Annotated in this window: 18 protein-coding genes; 11 read left to right on the top strand and 7 right to left on the bottom strand. The window is 63.9% G+C overall.

The window, feature by feature from the left end:
* Positions 1-7 precede the first annotated feature (7 nt).
* Positions 8-490, top strand: coding sequence for a hypothetical protein (locus P9217_RS24485; protein WP_278088112.1), 483 nt, complete (start codon positions 8-10; stop codon positions 488-490).
* A 75-nt stretch (positions 491-565) separates the two neighbouring features.
* On the opposite strand, the gene P9217_RS24480 is transcribed toward P9217_RS24485, so the two are convergent.
* Positions 566-1,492: a LysR substrate-binding domain-containing protein gene (locus P9217_RS24480; protein WP_278088143.1), complete on the bottom strand. Its 927-nt coding sequence runs from the start codon at positions 1,490-1,492 to the stop codon at positions 566-568.
* A 90-nt stretch (positions 1,493-1,582) separates the two neighbouring features.
* On the opposite strand from P9217_RS24480, the gene P9217_RS24475 reads away from it, so the two are divergent.
* Complete coding sequence (locus P9217_RS24475) at positions 1,583-2,476, top strand: DMT family transporter (RefSeq protein ID WP_278088111.1); 894 nt, start codon at positions 1,583-1,585, stop codon at positions 2,474-2,476.
* A gap of 185 nt (positions 2,477-2,661) precedes the next feature.
* Here the strand turns inward: P9217_RS24475 and mutL are convergent, their stop codons facing one another.
* A complete protein-coding gene (mutL, locus tag P9217_RS24470) occupies positions 2,662-4,539 on the bottom strand; it encodes a DNA mismatch repair endonuclease MutL (protein ID WP_067329800.1) in 1,878 nt (625 codons plus the stop codon).
* 45 nt (positions 4,540-4,584) lie between these two features.
* The gene (locus P9217_RS24465; protein ID WP_067000463.1) at positions 4,585-5,487 is read right to left on the bottom strand and encodes a LysR substrate-binding domain-containing protein; all 903 of its coding nucleotides are present in this window, start codon (positions 5,485-5,487) and stop codon (positions 4,585-4,587) included.
* 90 nt (positions 5,488-5,577) lie between these two features.
* Between P9217_RS24465 and P9217_RS24460 the strand changes: the two genes are divergently transcribed.
* The gene (locus P9217_RS24460; RefSeq protein WP_278088110.1) at positions 5,578-7,128 is read left to right on the top strand and encodes a trimethylamine methyltransferase family protein; all 1,551 of its coding nucleotides are present in this window, start codon (positions 5,578-5,580) and stop codon (positions 7,126-7,128) included.
* A 52-nt stretch (positions 7,129-7,180) separates the two neighbouring features.
* On the opposite strand, the gene P9217_RS24455 is transcribed toward P9217_RS24460, so the two are convergent.
* Positions 7,181-7,864, bottom strand: a complete 684-nt coding sequence (locus P9217_RS24455) for a GntR family transcriptional regulator (protein WP_067000956.1) — start codon at positions 7,862-7,864, stop codon at positions 7,181-7,183.
* 247 nt (positions 7,865-8,111) lie between these two features.
* Between P9217_RS24455 and P9217_RS24450 the strand changes: the two genes are divergently transcribed.
* The 5 genes from P9217_RS24450 (at position 8,112) to P9217_RS24430 (ending at position 13,075) form a co-directional block, all read left to right on the top strand.
* Entirely contained in the window at positions 8,112-9,152 is a 1,041-nt protein-coding gene (locus P9217_RS24450) for a proline racemase family protein (RefSeq protein ID WP_278088109.1), read from the top strand.
* A 218-nt stretch (positions 9,153-9,370) separates the two neighbouring features.
* On the top strand, positions 9,371-11,020 hold the full coding sequence (locus P9217_RS24445; RefSeq protein ID WP_067329806.1) for an ABC transporter substrate-binding protein: 1,650 nt from the start codon (positions 9,371-9,373) through the stop codon (positions 11,018-11,020).
* A 100-nt stretch (positions 11,021-11,120) separates the two neighbouring features.
* Entirely contained in the window at positions 11,121-11,594 is a 474-nt protein-coding gene (locus P9217_RS24440) for a DUF3828 domain-containing protein (protein WP_067000473.1), read from the top strand.
* 4 nt (positions 11,595-11,598) lie between these two features.
* Entirely contained in the window at positions 11,599-12,186 is a 588-nt protein-coding gene (locus P9217_RS24435) for a hypothetical protein (protein ID WP_127241729.1), read from the top strand.
* 124 nt (positions 12,187-12,310) lie between these two features.
* A complete protein-coding gene (locus P9217_RS24430; protein WP_278088315.1) occupies positions 12,311-13,075 on the top strand; it encodes an alpha/beta fold hydrolase in 765 nt (254 codons plus the stop codon).
* Between the two features lie 16 nt (positions 13,076-13,091).
* Here P9217_RS24430 and queF read toward each other — a convergent pair whose 3' ends face one another.
* Positions 13,092-13,553: a preQ(1) synthase gene (queF, locus tag P9217_RS24425; protein ID WP_067330169.1), complete on the bottom strand. Its 462-nt coding sequence runs from the start codon at positions 13,551-13,553 to the stop codon at positions 13,092-13,094.
* A 200-nt stretch (positions 13,554-13,753) separates the two neighbouring features.
* Between queF and P9217_RS24420 the strand changes: the two genes are divergently transcribed.
* Both P9217_RS24420 and P9217_RS24415 read left to right on the top strand, forming a co-directional pair.
* Positions 13,754-15,799, top strand: a complete 2,046-nt coding sequence (locus tag P9217_RS24420; RefSeq protein WP_278088107.1) for an NADH:flavin oxidoreductase — start codon at positions 13,754-13,756, stop codon at positions 15,797-15,799.
* Between the two features lie 105 nt (positions 15,800-15,904).
* Positions 15,905-16,642: a hypothetical protein gene (locus tag P9217_RS24415; RefSeq protein WP_278088106.1), complete on the top strand. Its 738-nt coding sequence runs from the start codon at positions 15,905-15,907 to the stop codon at positions 16,640-16,642.
* 124 nt (positions 16,643-16,766) lie between these two features.
* Here P9217_RS24415 and P9217_RS24410 read toward each other — a convergent pair whose 3' ends face one another.
* Positions 16,767-17,174 (bottom strand): hypothetical protein, encoded by a 408-nt coding sequence (locus P9217_RS24410; protein WP_278088105.1) that lies wholly within the window; start codon positions 17,172-17,174, stop codon positions 16,767-16,769.
* Positions 17,175-17,344: 170 nt separating this feature from the next.
* On the opposite strand from P9217_RS24410, the gene P9217_RS24405 reads away from it, so the two are divergent.
* Positions 17,345-17,773 carry a MarR family winged helix-turn-helix transcriptional regulator gene (locus P9217_RS24405; RefSeq protein WP_278088104.1) on the top strand — a complete coding sequence of 143 codons (429 nt, stop codon included), beginning with the start codon at positions 17,345-17,347 and terminating at the stop codon, positions 17,771-17,773.
* On the opposite strand, the gene P9217_RS24400 is transcribed toward P9217_RS24405, so the two are convergent.
* On the bottom strand, positions 17,770-19,839 hold the full coding sequence (locus P9217_RS24400) for an EAL domain-containing protein (RefSeq protein ID WP_095801219.1): 2,070 nt from the start codon (positions 19,837-19,839) through the stop codon (positions 17,770-17,772). The two genes, P9217_RS24405 and P9217_RS24400, sit on opposite strands and share 4 nt — an antisense overlap.
* Positions 19,840-20,092: the final 253 nt, after the last annotated feature.

Here is a 20,092-nt window from a genome sequence, read left to right as displayed (position 1 = left end):
AAGCGCCATGGACATCACCAACGCCAGCGTGACGTCGCTGCTGAAAGAGGCGCTGGCGCCGCAGCCGGTGCCGTCGCCCAAGGCCGAACCTGCGACCGCGGCGCTGGTCAAGGCGCTCGTCCAGCCGCCGGCGCCCTCCGTCGTGTCCTCCGCACAGGTGGCCGCGCAGGCGCTGAACGGCACGTTGCCGGCCGCTCGACCAACTCAGCGTCTGTCCTCGGCCGAGATCGAGAACGCCTACAGAGCCGTCCTGGAATCCGATGCCGGCCCTGATGGCGCCTCGACGAAGTCTCCGGTTGGCAGGTCGGCGGCTGACGCCGATCAGCTTTCGCGGGCGCTGCCCCAGGTTCGACCGCCGGCCGCCGATGGCACCGCAAGGGTCGTGGCGGCGCCCTCTTCGCGGCCAACGCCAATGCGCCGCCGCGCGGCGGCGTTCGCAGCCCCGGCCATGCCCCGCGATCTGAACCCGGCCAGACGCCGCTGTGGATGATATCGATCGTGACGGCCGTCGTCTCGGCTGCGACCGCCACGATCGTGCTGATGCTGCTTCGCTGATCCGAGCGATCTAGTCCTCGTCCTGCAGGAAGGCTTCGAGCTTCTCCGGCGCCAGCCCCGCCTGTTCGGCGATGCGTCGGGCGAGATCGGCGGCGGCCGCGCGCGGCCGTCCGACCGGACGGTCGAGCCAGTAGGACACCGGATTGAGCGCGACCCGCTCGTCAACGGGAACAATCCGGCCCGACTTCAACTGGTCTGCCGTCAGCGGCGGCCGCGCCAGCGCGATGCCGAGCCCATGCGCCGCCGCGTCGAGCACCAGATTGTAGTCCTCGAAACGCCGGTCCTGCGGGCGCGGGCGATAATCGACCTCCTGTGCCGCGAACCAGGCGCGCCAGGCGGATGCGTCGGAATCGTTGATCAGCGGGAATTTGAGCAGCCGAGCCGGGTCGCCTTGCCCGATCTCCTTCGCCAGCTCCGGCGAGGCGATCGGGAAAATGTGCTCCTCGAAAAGCTGCACCGAGACGCGGCCCGGGATGCGGCCGCGCCCGCAGCGCACCGAAAGGTCGATGCCTTCGTCGGCAAGGTCCGCCTGGCGGTTGTCGACGTCGAGCACGATGCGCAGCCGGGTCGGGTTGTTTTCGAGCGCCGCCATGCGCGGCATCAGCCAAAGGCCGCTGACCGAAGGGATCGAAGCCAGCCGCACCACCGCGGTGCCGCGCGGCTCGACCCAGCGATCGGAATTGACCGAGATCAGCGCGAAGGCCTCGGTGGTGCGCAGGTGCAGCCGGTTGCCCTCATTGGTCAGCGTGACGCCGCGCGCGTTGCGCTCGAACACCTTGAGCCCGAGCCAGTCCTCCAGCTTGGCGATCTGACGGCTGATCGCGCCATGGGTGAGGTTGAGCCTTTCGGCCGCCGCGGAAAAGCTTCCTGTCCGCGCCGCCGCGTCGAAGGCGCGCAAAGTCTCGAGCGGCAATAGCTGGTCAGAGCTGTGAAGCATGCTCACAGCTGACCCCCGAATTGCTCGTTTGTCAATCGGCGGGCAATGACGTTTTCTCTCTCTATGGCACTGAGAGACGAGGATTCGGCAATGAGCGCTTACACCGCCACGTTGAATGAGACACAGCGCATGGACACCACGGCCGCGATCGCGGTGGCACTGACGGTGGTCGGCTGGGCGTCTGCCTTCCCGGCGATCCGCGCTGGCCTTGCCGCCTTCCAGCCGCTGGAGCTCGGGGCGCTGCGCTTCGCCATCGCGGCCGTGCCGGCAGCGATCTTCCTTGCGGTCAAGCGTCCGGCGCTGCCGAGGATCGATGAGCTGTGGCGTTTCGGCTTCGGCGGTGCCATCTTCGTCGCGCTCTACACCGCCATGCTCAATTTCGGCGAGCTCACCGTCTCGGCGGGCGCCGCCGGCTTCATCATCAATGTCAGCCCGATCTTCACGGCCATCATGGCCATGGCGCTGCTCGGCGAGCGCTTTTCCGGCATGGCCTGGCTTGGCACGGTGATCTCGTTTGCCGGCATCGGCATCATCGCGGTGGCGGACGGCCATGGCCTGCATTTCAACACCGGAGCGCTGCTGGTGCTGGGCTCCGCCCTTTGCTCGGCCGTCAACACCATCGTCCAGAAGCCGCTCTTTGCCCGCCACCATCCGCTGACGATCGCCGCTTCCAACATGGTGCTCGGCGCGCTCTGCCTGTCGCCCTTCCTGGCGGAAGCGTTTTCGCAGGCCGCGGTCGCCGACATGGCCGGCCTCGGCGCCGTCATCTATCTAGGCATTGTGCCCAGCCTGATCGCCTACGCCGCCTGGGCCACCGCGCTGTCGCGCCTGCCGGCCGCGCGCGCCTCGAACTTCCTCTATCTGGTCTCGCCGACCTCCGCTCTGATTGGATTCTTCTGGCTCGGCGAAGTACCGACTCTCCTCGGCATGCTCGGCGGCGCGCTGGCGCTCGGCGGTGTGATCGTGGTGAATTTGAAGCGGTAAGTCAAAGGGTTGAGGCCGGTGCCTTGACTGAAGGAAAGAGCCGCCTCGAGCGGCCCTTTTCTTGCCCCTCATCCGGCCGCTACGCGGCCACGAGAACGGGTTGGCGCCGGCGCTGAAGGTCTCCTCTCCCCATAGGGAGAAGTCAGCGGAGTGAAGCGGAGGCTGGGTGAGGGGAATTGGCGCGCTCACCTTCGCCCGAACAATCTTTCAATGTCGGCGAGTTTCAGCTCGATATAGGTCGGCCTGCCATGGTTGCAGGTGCCGGAGCCGGGCGTCGCCTCCATTTGGCGCAGCAGCGCGTTCATCTCCTCGGCCTTGAGCAGGCGGCCCGAGCGCACCGAGCCGTGACAAGCCATGGTCGCGGCTATTCTGTCCAGCCGTTCCTTCAGCGTCTCGACCGTGTCGGTGTCGGCGATCTCGTCGGCGAGGTCACGCACCAGTTGCTGCACATTGGTTTCGCCGAGCATCGACGGCGTCTCGCGCACCGCCACCGCGCCCGGGCCGAAGCGCTCCAGGCCGAGGCCGAATTTGGCCAGCGTCTCGGAATGCATCGCCAGCCGCTCGGCATCCTCTTCCGCAAGGTCGACGATCTCGGGCAAAAGCAGCATCTGCGAAGGCACGGCGCGCGAGTGCAGCGCGTTCTTCAAGGCCTCGTAGACCAGGCGCTCATGTGCGGCATGCTGGTCGACGATGATGAGCGAATCCCGGGTCTGGGCGACGATATAGTTCTCATGCACCTGAGCGCGCGCCGCGCCCAGCACCGTGCCGAGCAGCGCCTCGGCCGGCTCGGCGATGCCCGCCCGCGCGTCGGCGCTTGCCAGCGGCCTGGTGTCGAAGGCAGCCTGATCGTTCTCGGCGAAGCCGCCTCGCGCCGGCCGCGCTTCGCCCATGTCGAGCGGCCGCTGCGGCGAGCGCGCCAAATTCGAACCGTGGTCGAAGCTGGAGCCGGAGGCGCGAAAAGCGGCCTCATAGCTGCGGTGGCCATTGGCCGGTCCGGGATGCGAATAGGACGCCGCGCCGGGCCGGAAAGCCGCCATCATGCCGGCCGCGCCGGTGGTCGCGGCCCGGATGCCGGCGCCGGCCATCGCCTCGCGGATGGCGCCGACAATCAACCCGCGCACCAGGCCCGGATCGCGGAAGCGCACATCGGCCTTGGCCGGGTGGACATTGACGTCGACGGTTGCCGGATCGAGCGAAAGGAACAGCACGGTCACCGCATGCCGGTCGCGCGGCAGCACGTCGGCGAAGGCGCCGCGGATCGCGCCGGCGATCAGCTTGTCGCGCACCGGCCGGCCGTTGACATAGGCATATTGCTGCAGCGCGTTGGCGCGGGTGTAGGAAGGGATCGAGACGTGGCCGGCAAGATGCACGCCGTCGCGCATTGCATGGATGGCAATGGCATTGTCGGGAAAGTCGGCGCCCATCACTTGCGCGACGCGGGCGAGCCGGCCCTCTGGCGTGTCGCCGGTCGCCGGCAGCTCCAGCGTCGAGCGGTCGGATCCGGCAAGCGTGAAGCGCACGGCGGGGAAGGCAATGGCGATGCGCTTCACCACGTCGCCGGTGGCCGAGCTTTCGGCGCGCTCGCCTTTCATGAATTTGAGCCGTGCCGGCGTGGCGAAGAACAGGTCGCGCACTTCCACGGTGGTGCCGCGGTTGGCCGCCGCCGGCTTGACGGCCGACACCCGGCCGCCCTCGATGCTGATCTCGGCCGCGCTGTCGCCGGCGGCCGTGCGCGAGCGGATCGAAAGCCTGGCCACCGAGCCGATCGACGGCAACGCCTCGCCGCGGAATCCCAGCGAGCGGATGTCGTGGATATCGTCCGACAGCTTCGATGTGCAGTGTCGGGCAACTGCCAGCGCCAGTTCGCGCTCGGGAATGCCCGAGCCGTCATCGGTGACGCGGATGAGCGAGAGCCCGCCGCCGGCGGTGACGATCTCGACGCGCGACGCGCCGGCGTCGAGCGCATTCTCGACCAACTCCTTCACCACGCTTGCGGGACGCTCGATGACCTCGCCGGCGGCGATCTGGTTGATCATCGTTTCGGAAAGCTGGCGAATGGGCATCCGAGGATTATAGGCGGATTCGAACGGTGTGGGGGAGGGGCTACTTCATGCCTGCGCCACCAGCCAGTCCCTGACCTTGCGCGCGTTGTCGCTGAGCTCGCGGTTCTTCGGCCAGATGACGTGGAAGCCGATGCCGGTCCTCATCACATGGTCGGTCACGGGCACCAGCAGCCCTGATGCCACCAGCCGCTCGACCAGATGCCGCCAGCCAAGCGAGATGCCTTGCCCTTCCATCACCGCCTGGATCACCAGGGCATAGTCGTTGATGCGCAGGCCGCGCTCGGCATTGCGCAGGCTGGTTCCGGCCGACGCGAACCATTCGTCCCAGTTCGGCGCCTCGCGATAGGGCTCCTCGAGATGGATCAGCCGGTGCGTGGCCAGTTCCTCGACCGTCTTCGGCATGCCGAATTTGGCGAGATAGCTCGGTCCCGCGACGGGGAAGATCTCTTCGTCGGACAGCGACAGCGAGTGATAGTCCGGCCAGTCGCGCGGCACACCGCCGCGCACGCCGAGCGGAATACCCTCGGCAATGATGTCGAGGTCGCGGTCGGCGGTCTGGATGCGCAGGTCGATGCCCGGCAGTTGGTCGCGGAACTGCTGCAGGCGCGGCATCATCCAGAACGAGCCGAAGGCGGTCGAGGCCGCAAGGGTGACATGGCCGCCGGTCGCCTGCAGGCGAAGGTCCTCGGCAGATTTGCGGATATGCGACAGCCCCAGCGAGACGTCCGCGTGGAAGCGCTCGCCGGCCTCGGTCAGGAGCACCTGGCGGTGGCGGCGCTGAAACAGCTTGGCGCCGAGCTGTTCCTCCAGTCCGCGCACCGCATAGGATACGGCCGCCTGGGTCATGCCGAGCTCGCGCCCGGCGGCGGTGAAGCTCGACAGCCGGCCTGCCGCCTCGAAGACGACGAGGCTGCCGGCCGAGGGCAGGAGGTGGCGTAGGCTTCGCATAAGCGCAGCTTATACAAGAGATCAGGATTTTCCAGCGTCACATCCATATTTCGTGTCGCTAACTTGGTCGGGCGGGATGAAGGAGACAACATGAACGCACCGGCCGCTGAATTGACTGAGCCGACCCACCGTCGCGGCGGCGGCCGCCTTGGGCGCAAGGCGCTGAGAAGCGCGCCGGTCGCGTCTTTCCCGACGCTCGTTCGCCAGATTCCGGCCTATGAGATCGTGCCCGACGAGGCGGTGGAGCTGATCCACGAGGAGTCGCTCAAAATCCTCGAGGAGGTTGGCTGCGAGTTCCGCGACGACGAAGCGATCGCGCTCTGGAAGGCGGCGGGCGCCGACGTCAAGGACACACGCGTCCGCATCGATCGCGCGCTGCTGATGGAGCTTGTCTCGAAGGTCCCGCCGGAATTCACGCTCAATGCGCGCAACCCCGAGCGTACGGTTCGCGTCGGCGGCAAGAACTCGATCTTCGTGCCGATGTATGGCGCGCCCTATGTGCGCGACCTCGACAACAAGCGGCGCTACGGCACGCTGAACGACCTCAACAATTTCCACAAGCTCGCCTACATGGCGCCGGCGCTGCATTCGTCGAGCTCGATCATCTGCGAGCCGATGGAGATCCCGGTGCCGAAGCGGCACCTCCACATCATTCATTCGGCGCTCAAGCACTCCGACAAGCCGTTCATGGGCATCGTGACGTCGAAGGAGCGGGCCGAAGACACGATGGCGATGGCTGCGATCGTGTTCGGCGAGGAGTTCGTGCGCGACAATCCGGTGCTGGTGGCGATCACCAATTGCAATTCGCCGCTGGTGTGGGACGCCACCATGCTTGACGCGATGCGGGTCTATGCCCGCCACAACCAGCCGCTGATCCTGGCACCCTTCGCGCTCTGCGGCGCCTCGACCTCGGCCTCCGCCGTCGGCGCGGTCGCGCAGGTCAATGCCGAGGCGCTGGCAGGCGTCGCATTCACCCAACTGATCCGCCCCGGCTCGCCGCAGATCTATGGCCAGTTCATGGTGACCGTCGACATGAAGACCGGCGCCCCGATGGGGGGCACGCCGGAGGCCGCGCAGATGATGTATCTGATGGGTGCGCTGGCGCGGAAATACAAACTGCCGTGGCGCACCTCGGGCTTCCACGTCGGCTCCAAGCTCAACGACGCCCAGGCCGGCTACGAGGCGAACATGCTTATGCATGCCGCGATCCTCGCCGGCGCCAATTACATCTGGCACTCCGCCGGCTGGCTTGAAGCCGGCCTTACCTGCGGCTATTCGAAATTCGCCACCGACTGCGAACAGCTCGTCGGTTGGTACAAATATGCCGGCGGCGTTCCCTTCGACGATTTCAAGGAGGCCATGGCGGCGATCCGCGAGGTCGGTCCGCAAGGGCATTTTCTCGGCACGCAGCACACGCTCGAGCATTTCGAGCGCGCCTTCTTCATGCCGAGCATCATGGACTTCAATTCCTTCGAACAATGGACAGCCGAGGGCGCGAAGGATCACGACACGCGCGGCCGCGAAAGGGCGCGCAACATGCTCGCCGACTACCAGGAGCCGAAGCTCGACGACGGCATCGCCGAAGGTCTCAAGGATTTGATCGCGCAGCGCGAGGAAAAGCTGCCTGATACCGTTAGTTGACAAAATATGGGCAAAGGCCGTCGGCAATCGTGACTGACAGCAAGCCAGTGGCTCAGCCAGCGCGCACCTTGCCGTTCGCAAGGTGTTTCTGAAGCGATTGACAGGCGTTCATAATATGATCGTAGACCAACTTTGCGGCCTGTTCGGTCTCGCCAGCGCGGCAGGCGGCCAGGATTTCGCGATGTTCTCGATCCGCAAGCTCATGACCGCCGGAAATCGTCAGCTGAACTCGCAGATAGCGTTCGATGCGATCGTTAACCGACCGGATCATGCGGAGCAGATATGGTCGCCCGGCGTCTAGATAAAGACTGGAATGGAACTCCCAATTTAGTTCCGCCCAGCGGCCGACGTCGGTTTCCTTCGCGAAGGAGTCGCAACTTGCTTGCGCCTTATCGAAGGTCTTCTCGTTCATGTGAGGAAGGGAAAGCCGAATTGCGTTCGATTCCAGCATGGCTCGGACCTCGAAAATCTGCACGATCTCCGGTTCCGACATGCTGGCGACAATTGCGCCCTTGTTTCGCTGAAATGCCACGAATCCCTCTGCCTCGAGCCGCTTCAAAGCTTCGCGCACCGGAATCTTGCTGATGTTGAACATGCGGGCGACGTCGTCTTGCCTGATCGGTTCGCCCTCATCAAGCGACCCGGATATGATTGCTCCGCGGATGAACTTCAAAACCACGTCGGAAGCGGTGGGGGCGGCACCCAGATCGGGAATGTCGGCAAATGCAAATGGCACGTGTAGAGTCTCCGCACGGAGCGTCAGATCTGCAAACATAGATATCGTAGACGATGTTCGCGATCAAATACGCTCGCGATTCTGCTCAACCCGAGTGTCTGTATGGCCTGAGATGCCGTCCGGCGTGGGCTCTTTTGAGCCCGGCCGATCAGCAGCAACTGGCGCATTTCCCTTCAATCGAGCCTTGACGAGAGCCGAAGATCGTATACGATATCCAATCGGAAGCCGCGGCTCTGGGGACTCCCGAATGCGAAGCACGAAAGTCATCCATGTTGTTTCCTGCCACGCGGAGGGCGAAGTCGGGGATGTCATCGTTGGCGGAGTTTCTCCTCCGCCGGGAGACACCGTCTGGGACCAGCGCAAATGGATCGCAGAAGACAACGGACTTCGTAACTTCGTTCTCAACGAACCGCGCGGCGGCGTCTTCCGGCACGTCAACCTTCTGGTCCCTCCGAAGCATCCCGATGCGCAGATGGCTTGGATCATAATGGAACCGGAGGATACGCCCCCGATGTCCGGTTCCAATTCGATCTGCGTGTCGACGGTAATTCTGGACACCGGGATCATCCCCATGCAGGAGCCAGTAACCGAAATGGTGCTCGAGGCGCCGGGCGGTCTGGTACGCGTGCGGGCCGAGTGTGCCGGAGGAAAAGCCCAGCGCATCACGGTCGAAAACGTACCATCATTCGCCAACAGGGTCGGTGTGCCGCTTGAGGTCGATGGCCTCGGTACCATCACGGTCGACACGGCCTATGGAGGCGACAGTTTCGTCGTCGTGGACGCACCTGCCCTAGGGTTAGCGCTTGAAACCGACGAGGCTCGTGATCTCGCCGAACTTGGGGTGCGCATCACCGATGCGGCCAATCGACAAATGGCGTTCTTCCACCCTGAGCGTCCCGATTGGCGCCACCATTCGTTCTGTCTTTTTGCCGGCGCCATCACCCAGGATGGCAACCGCCTCCGCGCAAAATCGGTCGTTTCGATAAAACCTGGCAAGCTCGACCGATCGCCGACCGGAACGGCGGTGTCGGCCCGCATGGCGCTCTTGCACGCGAAGGGTCAAATGACAGCCGAGGATTGGTTCACCGGTGTGTCCATCATCGGGTCAGAATTTCACGGAAAGATTCTCGGCACCACGCAGGTTGGCGGTATGCCCGCAATACGCCCCCAGATCAGCGGTCGCGGTTGGATCACCGGCATCCATCAGCACATGCTGGATCCTGAAGATCCTTGGCCGGCGGGCTATCGCGTGGCGGACACCTGGCCGATGAAGCGTGCGAAGGTGTGAAGGTGGTTCTTCGCCCGGCATCTTTCTCCAGCTCATGCCCCAAGAAGCTTGACGCTCAACAAGGCTCGTATACGATATTCGAAATGCCGCAGGATGGAGCGAGTTCTCACTATCTCAGGCAAGGCAGCGTCTGGACGCACGCTCACGCTGCAGGCGCCATCTACAGCTGAAAAAAAGTGCACCAGGATGGCCAATGTTTCGCAACATGGGAGGAAAAAATGACAATCTTCAAAAGCAACGGTGATCGCGTTCCTGCCGCCATCGAGGCGATGGCTAAAGAAGCGCGCGCGGGCCGCGTGGACCGGCGCGAATTCCTGGCGCTGGCAAGCGCCTTCGGCGCGTCGACGGCGTTCGCCTATGGCATGATTGGCCTTGCCGCGCCGACAAAAGCCCTGGCGCAAGAGCCGAAGAAAGGCGGAACGCTGCATGTCGCGATGTCGGTCAAGGCGCAGAAGGACCCGCGCACCTATGACTGGACGGAGATGGCGAACGTCACCCGCACCTGGCTGGAGCCGCTCGTGCGCTACACGCACCAGTTCACCTTCGAGCCGGTGCTGCTCGAAAGCTGGGACGTCAACGACGACGCCACCGAATACACGCTGCATCTGCGCAAAGGCGTCACCTGGAACAACGGCGATGCCTTCAACGCCGATGACGTCGTCTTCAACCTCAATCGCTGGTGCGAGAAGGGGGCTTCCGGCAATTCCATGGCCGCCCGCGTCGGCGCGCTGGTCGACGCCAAGACCGGCAAGGCAAGGGATGGCGCGATCACCAAGGTCGATGACCATACGGTCAAGCTGAAGCTGTCCGAAGCCGATATCGCGATCATCCCGGGCTTCACCGACTATCCGGCGCTGGTCGTGCATCGCAACTTCGACAAGGATGGCGCCGATCCGATCAAGAAGCCGATCGGCACCGGGGCTTTCGAGCTGGTGTCTTACGATGTGGGCCAGAAAGCCGTGGTCAAGCGCCGCGAGAACGGCAAGTGGTGGGGCGGCGAAGCGCCGCTCGACGGGGTCGAGTTCATCGACTACGGCACCGACTTCAACGCCACGCTGAATGCCTTCGATTCCGGCGAGATCGATCTCGATTTCGAGACGCCGGCCGACTTCATCGACCCCCTAGACAAGATGGAGCTGGTGAAATCGGAAGTCGCGACGGCGACCACGCTCGTTGCGCGCACCAATATCACCCACAAGCCTTACGATGACAAACGGGTGCGCAATGCGCTGCAGATGGCGGTCGACAACAACCAGGTCATGCAGCTCGGCTACGCCGGCCGCGGCACGGTCGGCGAGAACCACCATGTCAGCCCGATCCATCCGGAATATTACCCGCTGCCGAAGAAGGAACGGGACGCGGCGGGCGCCAAGAAACTGATGGCCGACGCCGGGCAGGCCGACTTCGAGCACGAGCTGATCACGGTCGAGGACGAATGGCAGAAGAACACCGGCGACGCGATCGCCGGCCAGTTGCGCGATGCCGGCATCAAGGTGAAGCGCACGGTGCTGCCCGGTTCGACCTTCTGGAACGACTGGACGAAATATCCTTATTCCATGACCATCTGGTACATGCGCCCGCTCGGCGTGCAGGTGCTGGCGCTGGGCTACCGTACCGGCGAGGCCTGGAACGAGACCGCGTTCTCGAACCCGGATTTCGACGCCAAGCTCAAGGAGGCGCTGTCGCAGATCGACGTCGCCAAGCGCAAGGAGGTGATGAAGGACGTCGAGCAGATCCTGCAGGACTCCGGCGTCATCATCCAGCCGTTCTGGCAGAAGCTCTACTGCCACATGAACAAGAAGGTGAAGAACTACGCCATGCACCAGACCTATCAAATGGACTTCCAGAACGTCTGGCTGGAAGCTTAAGGCGCGCAGCGCAAGGACTTCATGCGCCGTGAAAAAGCCGATATGCAGGATGCGTGGTGGTGATCGTGCCACCACGCCGCCGACCATCCGGAGATCCTGCATGAGACCGATGATGCTGGCAGTTGCCATCTCGATCGCCTTGCCTGCCGCGGCACTCGCCGGGCCGGCTTCCAACGCCGTGAAGTTCTTCTATGTGCCTGAAGTGAAGTTCGAGGCGGACGCGAAATACCGCGACCGCTTCACCGAGCCGGTCACCAAGCTCTTCGAAGCCAACGACAAGGCCCGCAAGGAGAAGCCCGACGAGGTATCCTGCATCGACTTCGACCCAGGCCTCGACGCCCAGGATTTCGACCAGAAGACCGTGTCGAAGACGCTGAAGCTTGCCGAGGCCGTCAATGGCGACACCGCTGAGGTGACGGCAAGCTTCAATCTTTTCCCGGAAGGCGATGACTCCAAACGCGAAATGGTGTGGTCGCTGAAGAAAGTGGACGGCAAGTGGAAGATCGCCGACATCACCTCCAAAACCAGCGACTGGACGCTCAGCGCGCTGGAATGCGGCTCCTCGACGGAGTGACGCCGTGCTTCGGCGTCTGGTCCTCGCGCTGTCGAGCTTGTCGATGCTGACCGCGGGGCTGAACGGCGGCGCCTACGGGCAAGGACTGTTCGGCTCGCCGCCGCCGAACGCGTCCTCTGGCGACAATGCGCCGGCGATCGAGAAGTCGGCGCCGGCCACAACGCCTGAAAGCAAGCTGGCCGAACCGGCGCCAGCTGCGCCCGTCCTGCCCGGATCGCCGACGGCGGTGGTGAAGCCCTTCTACGAGCATCTCGGGCTGGAATTGGACCCCAGCCAGCGCAAGAACTTCAGCGATCCGGCGAAGAGTGTACTCGACAAAGCCGACGCGCTGCGCGCCTCGGGTCAGGGCGAGTGCCTCGATCCCAACATGGCGCTCGACAATGCCGATTACGACAAGCTCGCCATCGACAAGAGCCTGCGCACCATCGAAGCGATCAATGGTGACGAGGCCAAGGTGGTGGTCGTCTTCGTCGTCGAAGGCCACCAGCACCGTCTCGAATGGAAGCTGAAGAAGGTCGGCGGCGACTGGAAGATCTCCGACCTCCTGTCGGTCACCGGCGAATGGGCGCTCAGCCAGTACCAGTGCGAATGATGAAGTCGCGGTCAGGGCATCACAGATGAAACTCCGTGCTATCCTAGCGGCGGCGATTATCGGACTTTGCGCGGCCGACTGGGCGGCTGGAACAACGCTGATCGCCCGCGGGCTCCGTCAGAACTTGACGGCGCCGAGCGAGGTGCCCGTCGAGCGCGTCGTGCTCAACCAGGCTGGTGCGCCCGAACTTGTCGGTTGGGTGATTGGTCGAAAAGACAGTTGCGGTGCGATCGTCCTGTTGCACGGGCGCGGCGCCAACAGGCTAGCGATGCTGCAACGCGCAAAACTGCTATCCGATAACGGCTATTCGGTTGCCCTGTTCGATCTGTCGGGGCACGGCGAGAGCGGCGGAACCGTACAAGGCTTCGGCTACATTGAAGGGCAGGACGCTGTCCGCATCCTGACATATGCCCGACAGCGCTTCCCCGGGCAAAAGATCGGCGCCGTGGGATCCTCGCTGGGAGCGGCAGCCTTTGTCTTTGCTGCACCGAAGGCGATCGCCGATGCCTACGTGCTGGAACAGCTCTACGCGACATTGCGCGAGACGACGGCTCGTCGAATGCCGTTCAGCATGCTGCGTAGCCTCCAAGCGGATGTCCTTCTGGCGCAGATGCCGCTTCGGCTCGGAATAAGCGCCGACGATGTCAGGCCGGTCGACCGCCTCGGCGAAATCGGCAAGCCGTTACTCTTGCTCGCCGGCGGCGAGGATCCCTTTATAGACCACGGGCAGGTAATGGCGCTGAAAAAAGCCGCTGCCTCGCAATTGGTCTGGTTCAACGGCGCCGGTCATGTCGATCTGTTGCGCCACGACCAGCAACGCTATCGCATTTCGGTCGTTCCGTTTCTTGCGACCAACCTGTGCCGAACCAATGCGGCCGGCCATGTCTGATGGCCGCTCGATAAACTCACCCGCGCCCGCGATATGGCGCGACCCCGGTGTCGGGCAGCCAGGCGCCTTCGGGCGGCGCGCCGGTCTGCCAGAAGACGTCGATGGGGATGCCGCCCCGCGGGAACCAGTAGCCGCCGACGCGCAGCCAGAGCGGCTTGGTCGCTTCGACGATGCGGCGGCCGATCATGACGGTGCATTCCTCGTGAAAGGCGCCATGGTTGCGGAACGAGGTCATGAACAGCTTCAGCGACTTCGATTCCACCAGCGTCTTGTCGGGCGCGTAGTCGATGACGATGTGGGCGAAGTCGGGCTGGCCGGTGACCGGGCAGAGCGAGGTGAATTCCGGGCAGGTGAAGCGCACGATCGCGGGCGGGCCGTCGCCTCGCTCGAACGGCACGGTTTCCAGGACTGCCTGTTCGGGACTCTGCGGCGTCTCGACGTGTTTGCCGAGCTGGGTCAGGTTTTTGGCGTCGGTCATCGATGGCTCCTCGCTGCCGCCGATGATTGCAAGGGCGGCAGGTGCAATCAGTTGAAAGTGCGCCGCGATCGAACGGACCCGGCGTGTTTGGCGGCTCATTAGCATTGGAGCGAAAGCCGCGCAGCGGTTTTCGGATGAATCCGATGCGTGAAATGGAAGCGGGAGCAGCTCCCGCGCAATTTTGATACGGCAGGAAGACGATGACCAGCAACGACCCGCTTCTCCAACCTTATCAGCTCAAGCACCTGACGCTGAAGAACCGGGTGATGTCGACCAGCCATGAGCCGGCTTATTCCGAGGACGGCATGCCGAAGGAGCGCTACCGGCTCTACCACGCCGAGAAGGCCAAGGGCGGCATGGCGCTGACGATGACAGCGGGCTCTGCCATCGTGTCACGCGACAGCCCGGCCGCCTTCGGCAACCTGCATGTCTATGACGACGCCATCGTGCCGTGGCTCGCCGAACTTGCGGATGCCTGTCATGAGCATGACTGCAAGGTCATGATCCAGATCACCCATCTCGGTCGCCGCACCGGCTGGAACAAGGCCGACTGGCTGCCGGTGCTGTCCGCCTCGCCGGTGCGCGAGCCGGCGCATCGCGCCTTTCCCAAGACCATCGAGGACTGGGACATCGAGCGCATCGTTGCCGATTATGCTTCCGCCGCCCAGCGCTGCCAGGCGGCCGGCCTCGACGGCATCGAATTCGAATCCTACGGCCATCTGATGGACGGCTTCTGGTCGCCCGCCACCAACCATCGCGACGATGATTTCGGCGGCTCGCTCGACAACCGGCTGCGCTTCACCAACATGGTGCTGGATGCGGTTCGCGCCGCGGTCGGCGAGAAATTCGTCGTCGGCATCCGCATGGTCGCCGACGAGGATTTCGAAAAAGGCCTGTCGAAGGAGGAGGGCGTCGAGATCGCGAAACGTCTGGCTCGCTCCGGCAAGGTCGATTTCCTCAACATCATCCGCGGCTCGATCGAGACCGACGCGGCGCTGACCAAGGTCATCCCGGTGACCGGCATGCGCTCGTCGCCGCATCTCGATTTCGCCGGCGAGGTGAGGGCGGCGACGAAATTCCCGACTTTCCACGCGGCGCGGATCTCCGATGTCGCCACCGCGCGTCATGCGATCGCCTCCGGCAAGCTCGACATGGTCGGCATGACGCGCGCCCACATCGCCGATCCGCATATCATCAGGAAAGTGATGGAAGGGCGCGAGCACGAGATCCGGCCTTGCGTCGGCGCCACCTACTGCCTCGATCGCATCTATGAAGGCGGTGAGGCGCTCTGCGTCCACAACGCCGCCACCGGCCGCGAAGCGACGATCCCGCATGTCATCGCGAAAAGCGAAGGGCCGAAGAGGCGGGTGGTGGTCGTCGGAGCCGGGGCGGGTGGTCTGGAAGCGGCGCGCGTCGCCGCCGAACGCGGCCATCAGGTGATGGTCCTCGAAGCGTCCAGCCAGGCCGGCGGCCAGGTGCGGCTCGCGACGCAAAATCCCCGCCGCAAGGAACTGATCGGTATCATCGACTGGCGGCTTGCCGAGCTCGATCGCCTCGGCGTCGAGATCCGCTACGACACATGGGCCGAAAAGGACGATGTCCTCGCACTTTCGCCGGATGTGGTGATTGTCGCCACCGGCGGCCTGCCGCAGAACCCGCCGCTGGCAGCGGGCGACAATCTCGTCACCTCGAGCTGGGACATTATGGCCGGCAGCGTCAAACCGGCCGAGAACGTGCTGCTCTATGACGACAATGGCGGCCATCAGGGCATGGGCGCGGCGGAATTGATTGCCAACAGCGGCTCGAAGCTGGAGCTGGTCTCGCCCGAACGCTTCTTCGCGCCGGAAATGGGCGGCCTGAACCACGTGCCCTATATGCGGGCTTTCCACGAGAAAGGCGTCACCGTCACCATCAACACTCGTCTGCGCTCCGTGCGACGCGAGGGTAACCAGCTCATCGCCGAGCTGGCGTCGGACTTCGCCGATGGCTGGCGCGGCGAGCGGCGCGTCGACCAGGTGGTGGTCGAGCATGGCACCGCGCCGCTCGACGATCTCTACCTCGCGCTGAAGCCGCTGTCGAAGAATGGCGGCGCGGTCGACTACGAGCGGCTGGTAAGCGGCGGCGACATTTTTCCGCCGCGCAATCCGGAAGGCGGCTTTGTTCTGTTCCGCATCGGCGACGCAGTCGCCTCGCGCAACATCCACGCCGCTATCTATGACGGCATCAGGTTCGGCATCCGGATCTGAACCTCGGTCCTCCAATGGCCAGGCTAGACCTGACAGATCTTATTTGCAATTTTCGGGCGCGGATTCGGAGGGCTGCAACCGGGGTCGCATAGTCGGGGGGCTTGCTTGACCGGAAAAGATCTGTTCGTTCCGCGCCAGACCAATACGGCGCTCTATATCCAATTGCACGAGTCCGGGCACTCGTTGGGCGATCTTCTACGCGTGCAGAAGGCCTATCGCGTGGCATGCGCGATGTTCAACGGCCGCTATCGAAAGTCGGGACGGCCCTTTATCTGCCATGCGGTAGGCGCCGCCTCGTCTGTGGCGCATTTCGAAAGGGATCTCGATTTCGTCCTCGCGGCGATGTTCCATGCTGCCTATGATAGCGGCCAGTATCCGGACGGCAGGTCCAGCAGGCGCAGCGAGGCGCACCGGAAATGGCTGGAGGCGCGGATCGGGCCGAGGGCTGAAGGCCTCGTCGCCCGCGTCGCGGCCATGAAATTCGACACCGGCGACCCCGAGCGCCTTCTGCAGGAGGGCGTGCCGGCCGGCGATGAGGACATCCTGTTCCTGCAGCTTGCGCACGAGGTCGACGACCTCGCCGACGGCGGCTTGGCATTCGCACCCAAATATGGCCGCTCGATCGAAACGCGGGTCGCGGCCTGCGCCATCTTGGCCAGGCAACTGGGCCGCGAGGATCTCGCCGCGACGATCGACCCATATGGCGGCCGTTATGAAGCGCTTGGCTGGGCGGCAGCGCTTAAGGACGTCAGACTGGAAGGTTTTCGCATCGCGCCGAATATGCGGACCTATATAAAGCTGCGACGGGAAAAACTACGCGGCGGTTCCATTGAGGTGATCTGATGCACCGGTGACGGCCGCACCACGGAAACGCACCGGACCTTCAAGGAGAGCCACCTGCCGCGTTGGTCCGGTGCGCCGCGCGCGGCCGCCGGCCTGCACCGGTACCGCGCGAGCTGTTGAGGGGTCAGAACATCCTGGCCGTGGCCATGCACAATACGGTGATGACCAGCAGCCCGCCGGCGAGGCGTTCGCCTTTGGTCATTTTCGCGCGCAACTGCGTTTGCGTCGCCGCATCGGCACCGGCCAATCGCCTGCTGGAAGAGGCTACAAGGGCGCTCTGCACGCCGGCGGTGATCAGCGCCGTCGCAATGCCCAGCGCCAGCACCATTTCCATCGGGCCGAAAGCGCCTTCGTGGAAGAAATACCAAAGCAGCAGACCGGTCAAAAAGACCATGCCGGAGGCGCCGAGTTGCGGCCGGATAAAGCGCTCCGCCTTGATCTCCGGATCACGGGCAACCGCAATGGTCGTGCCGGCCCAGAAGACGCCGGCCATAACATGCAGGCCGATGACGATGATGTAGACATATTGCATGACCGCATTCCTCTCGTTCGCCCCGCCACCGGTGTGACGCTTTGCCTGTCGGTTTTTGTCTGTCGGCTGGGTCCGACAACGTTAATAAGGCAAAGTTAGATATCTAATAGTTAGATGTCAATGCTTCATGCGGAGTTCCGCCAATCCATTGCTTGTTCTAGTGTCCAGCCATGACGCCATTTGATCGCCCGCCCATCGGCATGAATCTCGCTCGCACCGCCAAACTGGTGGCGCAGGCCTTTGACGCTGCCTTGGTGGAAGTCGGCGGAACGCTGCCGGTCTGGGTGACCTTGCTCTCGGTCAAGTCGAAGGAACTGGCCAACCAGCGCGAGCTTGCCGGCATGATCGGCATCCAGGGCGCGACGCTGACGCATCACCTCAACGCCATGGAGGCGCAAGGGCTGCTGACGCGCCGCCGCGATCCGCAGAACCGCAGGGTGCATCAGGTGGCGCTGACCGAAACCGGTGAAGCGCTGTTCGAGAAGATGCGCCTCGCGGCCGTCGCCTTCGACAAAAGGCTGAGAGCTGGGCTGCCGGACGACCGGCTTGCGGAATTCGCCGAGGTGCTGGCGGCGCTTCGGGCGAATGTGGGAGGTTAAGCCCGGCTGCCCTGCAGCACCTTGAGCTTCGCCTTCTTCGGGCTGCGCGCGGTAAGCCATTCGCGCGCCTTGTCCTGAGGCATCGGGAAGGCGATCGAATAGCCCTGCACCTGGTCGCAGCCGATCGCCATCAGCGAGTCGAGCTCGGCCTCGGTTTCCGCGCCCTCGGCGACGATCGAGATGCCGAGGCCGCGGGCAAGCTCGGTGATGGCGCGCACGATCTTAGTGTTGTCGCCGTTCTCGTTGATGTTCTGGACGAAGCGGCGGTCGATCTTCAGCCGATCGATCTCGTTCGGGTTGACATGGCTGAGTGAAGCATAGCCCGTGCCGAAATCGTCGAGCTCGAGATGGACGCCCGCCGCGCGGATATGCCTGAGCTTGGCGGCGATGCCGGTCTTCTCGTCGTCGAGGATGACCGATTCAACGATTTCCAGGGACAGCTTCTGCGGCGCAAGCCCGGCTCGTTCCAGCGTTCCGAACAGGAAATTGTCGAAATCCGGCTCGCGCAGCTCGGTGCCCGAGACATTGACGGCGATGCGTCCGAAATCGATGCCGGCGCGATCCCATTCGGCGGCTTCGTTGATCGCCTTGCTGATGACGATGCGGCCGATATCCGGCATGAAGCCGCACTTCTCCGCCACCGGGATGAATTCGCCGGGCGAGATCATGCCGCGCGTGGCGTGCTTCCAGCGCACCAGTGCTTCGATACCGCTGATCTTGCCGCTGGTGAGCGACACTTGAGGCTGGAAATAGACCTCGAAGGTCTTTTCCGCGATCGCCGTGCGGATGTCCTGCTCGAGCTGCTTGCGGTAGTCGAGCTCGCGCCGCAGCTCTTCGGAGAAGAAGGAGAAGCTGCCGCCGCCGAGCTTCTTGGCCGAATAGAGGGCGAGATCGGCATGGACGAGCAGGTCCTGTGCGTTGTCGGCGTCGACTGGATAGACGGCGATGCCGGCGCTGGCGCCAGGCATTATGGTCGTGCCCTGGAAGGTGATCGGCTCGTTGATGTTGGCGATGATGCGCTTGGCCAGTGCATGGATGTCCTCGGTGCTGCCGGCGCCGTTGAGGATCATCACGAACTCGTCGCCGCCCAGACGGGCGCAAAGATCCGATGCGCGGCAGGAATCGCGCATGCGTTGCGCGGTGACGACAAGCACATAGTCGCCCGCCGCGTGCCCCAGCGTGTCGTTGATCTGCTTGAAGCGGTCGAGGTCGAGTTGGATCACCGCCAGCCGCTCGCGGCGACGATGCGCGCCCTTGATCAGCGTGTCGAAATGATCGGTGAGGAAGGTGCGGTTGTGCAAGCCGGTCAGGCCGTCATGCACGGCAATGAAGGCCATCGAATTGCGGGCGTCGACCAGTTCATGCGTCTTGCGCAGGATGGCCTTGGACATCGGCCGGAAGATGAATAGCGCGACCAGCACGATGACGCCGATGGTGGCAAAGAACAGCGTGCGGTGCAGGCTGAGCATCTCATCCGACCGCTCGGTGGCGAAGGCGCTGATGCGCTGGCCGAGCGCGGCATAGCCGGACAAAGTCGCATTGGCGACGGAGGCGTCGAGGCCGACGCGCTCGCCGCCGCCCTTATAGCCGTCGCTTTGCATGCCAAGCTGGGATGCAAATGATGAAACCAGTCGATCGCCGTTGGCGATAAGGCCGACCGAGAAATAGTCGAGATGGAACGGCTTGCTAAACAGCACATATTCGATCGATTGCGGATCGTTGCGCGACGGCGATAGCGGATCGGCGCCGGTCTCCTTGAGCAGCCGGTCGTAATTGGTCTCGAACTCGCCCGTTGCCTGCTTGAGCGCTGTGACCAGCGCCGGCTGCTTGTCGCGCGGGGCGGCACCGGTCGCGCTGGCCAGGAAAACGATGCGCTGCGACAGCGCTTTCTGCGTGGAGACGATGTTGAGCAGTGCGTCATTGTGCTGCTGCTGCGCCATCAACTGCTGCAGCAGGATGAAGGAAGCCATCACCATGGCGGCGATGATCAGCAAGGCCAGCCAGTAGCCGCTCTTGATCAGCAGAATCAGCTTGCGCGAAACGCTGTGCACCGGCTGCTGCGACATAACTGAGTGACCCCTCCCGATCGACGGATTCCTGCCATGAATATGCGGCGCCAGAACCCTTGACGTGAAAGGGTTAACAGCTCGGCAAACCGGCACGGTGCCGGAGCCGGCGGCGCGACAAAGCTGAGAGGATGGTTATTATGTCCTTTCGCAGATCGTCGCATTTGAACACATCCTTGTCCGGCTGCGCTGAAGGAGCTGCGGCGCGGCTTGCGCAACGCCACCGAAGCGGTCGTTTTTGCGATGGATTTTT

This window comes from Mesorhizobium sp. WSM4989 (assembly GCF_029625795.1).
GTDB lineage: Bacteria > Pseudomonadota > Alphaproteobacteria > Rhizobiales > Rhizobiaceae > Mesorhizobium.
The sequence above is the reverse complement of the archived record's forward strand: the minus strand, read 5'-3'. Positions and strand labels throughout refer to the sequence as shown.

Excerpts from the sequence above, each read along its gene's own strand:
- P9217_RS24475 (WP_278088111.1), top strand. The coding sequence starts at position 1,583 with ATGAGCGCTTACACCGCCACGTTGAATGAGACACAGCGCATGGACACC.
- P9217_RS24410 (WP_278088105.1), bottom strand. The coding sequence starts at position 17,174 with ATGCAATATGTCTACATCATCGTCATCGGCCTGCATGTTATGGCCGGC.
- mutL (WP_067329800.1), bottom strand. The coding sequence starts at position 4,539 with ATGCCCATTCGCCAGCTTTCCGAAACGATGATCAACCAGATCGCCGCC.
- P9217_RS24465 (WP_067000463.1), bottom strand. The coding sequence starts at position 5,487 with ATGCGAAGCCTACGCCACCTCCTGCCCTCGGCCGGCAGCCTCGTCGTC.
- queF (WP_067330169.1), bottom strand. The coding sequence starts at position 13,553 with ATGACCGACGCCAAAAACCTGACCCAGCTCGGCAAACACGTCGAGACG.
- P9217_RS24445 (WP_067329806.1), top strand. The coding sequence starts at position 9,371 with ATGACAATCTTCAAAAGCAACGGTGATCGCGTTCCTGCCGCCATCGAG.
- P9217_RS24440 (WP_067000473.1), top strand. The coding sequence starts at position 11,121 with ATGAGACCGATGATGCTGGCAGTTGCCATCTCGATCGCCTTGCCTGCC.
- P9217_RS24480 (WP_278088143.1), bottom strand. The coding sequence starts at position 1,492 with ATGCTTCACAGCTCTGACCAGCTATTGCCGCTCGAGACTTTGCGCGCC.
- P9217_RS24405 (WP_278088104.1), top strand. The coding sequence starts at position 17,345 with ATGACGCCATTTGATCGCCCGCCCATCGGCATGAATCTCGCTCGCACC.
- P9217_RS24420 (WP_278088107.1), top strand. The coding sequence starts at position 13,754 with ATGACCAGCAACGACCCGCTTCTCCAACCTTATCAGCTCAAGCACCTG.
- P9217_RS24400 (WP_095801219.1), bottom strand. The coding sequence starts at position 19,839 with ATGTCGCAGCAGCCGGTGCACAGCGTTTCGCGCAAGCTGATTCTGCTG.
- P9217_RS24485 (WP_278088112.1), top strand. The coding sequence starts at position 8 with ATGGACATCACCAACGCCAGCGTGACGTCGCTGCTGAAAGAGGCGCTG.
- P9217_RS24460 (WP_278088110.1), top strand. The coding sequence starts at position 5,578 with ATGAACGCACCGGCCGCTGAATTGACTGAGCCGACCCACCGTCGCGGC.
- P9217_RS24450 (WP_278088109.1), top strand. The coding sequence starts at position 8,112 with ATGCGAAGCACGAAAGTCATCCATGTTGTTTCCTGCCACGCGGAGGGC.